Here is a 5,054-nt window from a genome sequence, read left to right on the forward strand (position 1 = left end):
GCGTTCCATTCGCCGTTGATGGATCCGATGCTGGAGGACTTCCGAGCGGTGGCGGGCGGGTTGACCTACCACGCGCCGCGTATTCCGGTGGTGTCGAACGTGACCGGCGAACCGGCCACGGCGGAGCAGTTGTGCTCGCCGGATTACTGGGTGGAGCAGGTGCGGGGCGCGGTCCGTTTCGCCGACGGTGTCCGGACGCTGCACGCTCAGGGAGTGCGGGCGTATCTGGAGCTGGGCCCCGACGGGGTGCTGGCCGCGATGGCTCAGGACACCCTCGCCGTGGAGGCCGAAGCCGGTTCTGGCCCGGACGCGGTGCTGGTGCCGGTGCTGCGCGGGGGCCAGGACGAGCAGAAGACGATCATGATGGCGCTGGCCGGGTTGCACGTGCGCGGGGTTTCCCTTGATTGGCGTGCGGTGTTGCCGGGTGGGCGGCGGGTGGAGCTGCCCACCTACGCCTTCCAGAAGGAGCGGTTCTGGCCGAGTGGCAGGCGGGGTGGGGACGCGCGAGGTCTGGGGCTTGAGACGGCGCTGCACCCGTTGCTGGGGTCGATGGTCGGGCGCCCGGTGTCGGCGGAGCAGTTGGGCGCGGTAGCAGAGCAGTCCCTGTTCCAGGTGGCGTGGAACCCGATCGAGGTGCCTGCGGCCGGTGCGGCGCGGGTGACCGAATGGCCCGCGCTCGTGGGCGATCGTCCTGCCGAAGCGGCTGTCGAGGCCGCCACCGATTCGGTTGTGGTGGTGGATTGCACGGCACGGCCGGCCGGTGAGACGCCGGAGGTGGTGCGTTCGGTGGTCGGTGGTGTGCTTGAGGCGCTGCAGGCGTGGCTGGAGCGGGAGGATCCGACGTCGGCGCCTTTGGTGGTGGTGACCCGGGGCGCGGTGGCGGTGGGTGAGGGCACCGACGTGGATGTGGATGTGGCGGTCGCTCCGGTGTGGGGGTTGGTGCGGGCGGCGCAGGCCGAGCATCCGGGACGGTTCGTGCTGCTGGATCTTCAGGAGGGCCGGGAACGGGACGCGGCGGTGGGTGTGGCGGTGGCCTGCGGTGAACCGGAGCTGGCGGTGCGCTCCGGGGCGTTCCTGGTGCCTCGGCTGGTCAGGATGGCCCAGCCTGAGCGGCCCGTTCTGGGCGCGGTCGAGCAGCACGGCGGCTCCGTCGGGTTGGCGGCCGGGACGGTGCTGGTGACCGGCGGTACCAGCGGGTTGGGGGCGTTGCTGGCTCGTCGCCTGGTGACCGATCACGGTGTGCGCTCCTTGCTGCTGGCCAGCCGGCGCGGGCTGTCGGCGGAGGGCGCCGAGGCGCTGGTGCAGGAGCTGACCGGGCTGGGGGCGAAGGTCGGCGTGATGGCGTGCGATGTGGGGGATCGAGAGGCGCTGGCACAGGTCGTGGGGTCGGTTCCGGATTCGGCGCCGCTGGTGGGCGTGGTGCACGCGGCGGGAGCGGCGGACAACGGTGTGGTGGAGGCGTTGTCGCCGGGCCGGTTGGATGCGGTGCTGCGGCCCAAGGCGGACGCGGCCTGGCATCTGCACGAGCTGACCCGGGATCTGGATCTGGCGATGTTCGTGCTGGTCTCCTCGGCCGGTGGGCTGGTCATGGCGGCGGGGCAGGGCAACTACGCGGCGGCCAACGTGTTCCTGGACGCGCTGGCGGCCTATCGGCGGTCGCGAGGGCTGGTGGCGACGTCGCTGGCGTACGGGTTGTGGGATGTGGCCACCGGGATGAGCGCCGGGTTGTCCGACGCCGATCGGGACCGGCTGGCCCGGCTGGGACTGCCGGCACTGCCCGCCGCCGAGGGGTTGCGGCTGTTCGATGTGAGCGTGCGGGCGGATGCGGCGATGACGGTGCCGCTGCGGGTGGATGTGGAGGTGTTGCGGGGCCGCGGTGGCGAGGTGCCGGCGTTGCTGCGAGGGCTGGCACCGGCGAGGCGGGTGGCTCGTGCGGTCGCCGATGGCAGCGAAGACGCGGGTGAACGCCGGCGCCTGCACAGCAAGGACGCCTTGGCTGAGTTGGTACGCCACCAGATCGCGGCTGTCCTCGGCCACGCGGACGGTGTGAACATCGGTGGTGACCGCGCCTTCAAGGACCTGGGCTTCGACTCGCTCACTACTGTGGAGTTGCGCAACGGCCTGGCGAAACGTATCGGGCTGCCGCTACCCGCGACCGTGGTGTTCGACCATCCGACGGCTGATGAGCTGATCAACCATCTCTGGTCGCGGATCCACGGCGCCGCTCCGGACATCAGCCGGCCTCAGGCGAGAGCCGACCACGACGACCCGGTCGCCATTGTCGGTATGGCGTGCCGTTTTCCAGGTGGGATCGACACTCCTGAGCAACTGTGGCAGTTGCTGGCCGATGGAGGTGAAGTGCTGTCCTCTTTCCCTGAGGACCGCGGCTGGGATCTGACGACCTTGGTGAGCCGCAGTGCCACTACATCCGGCGGGTTCCTCGCCGGAGTCGCTGACTTCGATCCGGGATTCTTCAGGATTAACCACCGTGAGGCCCTGGCGATGGACCCCCAGCAGCGACTGCTGTTGGAGACTTCGTGGGAGGCACTGGAACAAGCCGGTATTGTGCCCGCGACCCTGCGCGGTAGTGACGTGGGCGTGTTCATTGGCACCAACGGCCAGGACTACCCGACGCTGCTGGCCCAGTCTGAAGGTGACTTCGGTGGCTACGCCGGCATTGGCAGCGCGGCGAGCGTGGCATCTGGGCGGCTTGCTTACACGTATGGCTTCACCGGTCCGGCGCTCACAGTGGACACCGCGTGCTCCTCGGCACTGGTCGCCCTGCATCTGGCCGCTCGGTCACTCCGGTCCGGGGAGTGCTCGCTCGCCCTGGTCAGCGGCGTCACAGTGATGACGACGCCAGAATTGTTCGTCGAGTTGACCCGGCAAGGAGTGCTGTCCGGCGACGGGCGTTGCAAGGCTTTCGCTGACGCGGCCGACGGGACAGGGTGGGCTGAAGGCGTGGGCATGCTTGTGGTCGAGCGGCTGTCGGACGCACGGGCGAAGGGCCATGAGGTGTTGGCAGTGCTCCGGGGCAGTGCCATCAACCAGGATGGCGCCTCGAACGGGCTCACCGCACCGAACGGCGTCGCGCAGCAACGTGTCATTCGCCAGGCGTTGGCCTCCAGCGGCCTGTCCGTGTCCGATGTGGACGTTGTAGAGGCACATGGCACCGGAACCAGGCTGGGAGACCCGATTGAGGCCGACGCGTTGCTGTCGACCTACGGTCAGGACCGGGACCGGCCGTTGTGGCTCGGTTCGGTGAAGTCGAACCTGGGGCACACCCAAGCGGCCGCGGGTGTGGCAGGCATAGTGAAGCTGATCCTCGCCATGCGGCACGGGATTCTTCCGCGGACGCTACATGTGGACGAGCCTTCGTCTCGGGTGGACTGGTTGGCCGGTTCGGTCAGGCTGGCGACCGATGCGGTGCCGTGGGCGACCAACGGGCGTCCACGACGCGGTGCGGTGTCCGCCTTCGGAATCAGCGGGACCAACGCACACGTCATTCTTGAAGAAGGCGAACAGTCCGGGAATCCGTCCAGCCGAGGGAAGTTGCCCTGGTTGCTGTCCGGCCGCACCGCCGATGCCCTTGGCGCACAGGCGGAACGCCTCCTGGCGGCCGACCCTGACTCGCGTGTGGCTCGACCGCTTGCGGTGTCTCGCACGCACTTCGAGTACCGTGCGGCGGTGCTGGACGGCAACCTTGACGCCCTCGCCGCTCTCGCGAGAGGCGAAGACCATGAGTTGGTTGTCCGTGGTGTGGTTGAGAAGCCGGTGGTACCGACGATCGTGTTCGCCGGCGCGACCACGTGTACGGAGACGGGCCGTGAGCTGGCTCAGTTCCCGGTGTTCGCGGCAGCGCTGGCCGAGATCGGCAGCCGGTTCGGGGAGGAAAGTGGTTTCGCGTTCGAGGTGGCGTTGTTCAGGTTGCTGGAGTCCTGGGGGGTGAGGGCGGAAGTCCGCGGCCATTCGGGTGGCGAGGTCGCCGCCGCGTATGTGGCCGGGGCGTTGTCGCTGGATGACGCCTACGAACTGGTCATCGCCAAGGCACAGGACCCTCGTGTCGCCGAATACCGGGTCCGGCCGTTCGGACAGGACGACGTCGTTGTCGAACCGGGGACCTGCGGTTCACTGTCCGGCTTGGTCAACGCGCTGGCAGAACTCCATGTGCGCGGCGTCGCGGTGGACTGGGCAGCCGTGATTCCGGGCGGGCGGTGCGCCGTGCCCACATATGCCTTCCAACGGCAGCGGTTCTGGCCGCGGGTGGCCCACCACACCATGCCCCCCAGCCCCATCGAAGCCGATGCCCAGACCGAGCCGCTGTCGGCGTTGGATCTCGTCCGGACCGAGGTGGCCAGGGCCCTGGGCCTGCCTGGTATGCAAGCGGTGGCGCCGGACAGTGAGTTCACCCGCCTCGGCCTGGACTCGTTGACCTTGATTGACCTGCGTGCCAGGCTGCGCGCCCGCACCGGCAAGAAGATCGAAGCGAGCGCGGTGTTCCGGCACCCGACCTCTGCGGCTCTCGCCCGCTATCTGGACGAGCTCGACCAGGGGCCGCAGGCCGAGCCGGGTGTGGAGGACGCGGCGCCGGTGCCGGGCGTGATGCCGTGCGTGATCTCGGGCAGGTCGGGTGAGGCGTTGCGGGCGTGGGCGGGCCGTCTGGCGGTGTACGTGGAGGAGGGTAACGAGTTGGGGCCGGCCGATGTGGCGTTCTCACTGGCCACGTCGCGGTCGGCGTTCGAGCATCGGGCGGTGGTGGTCGGCGGGGATCGTGAGGAGTTGCTGGCGGGGTTGGCCGCGGTCGCTTCCGGCGACTCGGCGGCGGGTGTGGTGCGGGGTGTGGCCGACGTGGATGGCCGGATGGTGTGGGTGTTTCCAGGTCAGGGGGCGCAGTGGCCGGGCATGGGCGCGCGGCTGCTGGAGGAGTCGGCGGTGTTCGCCCGCCGGATGGCGGAGTGTGCGGCGGCGTTGGAGCCGTTCGTGGACTGGTCGGGGTGGTCGTTGCTGGATGTGGTGCGGGGTGTGGAGGGTGCTCCGGGGCTGGATCGGGTGGA

At 69.5% G+C, this 5,054-nt stretch carries 1 protein-coding gene; it reads left to right on the forward strand.

Annotated features, from left to right (window positions below; all coding sequences use genetic code 11):
* Positions 1-18: 18 nt before the first annotated feature.
* The coding region (locus tag ABT130_RS46885; protein WP_350966399.1) for an SDR family NAD(P)-dependent oxidoreductase at positions 19-5,054 on the forward strand (5,036 nt) is incomplete at its 3' end.

The organism is Streptosporangium sp. NPDC001681 (assembly GCF_040298085.1).
Classification (GTDB): domain Bacteria; phylum Actinomycetota; class Actinomycetes; order Streptosporangiales; family Streptosporangiaceae; genus Streptosporangium.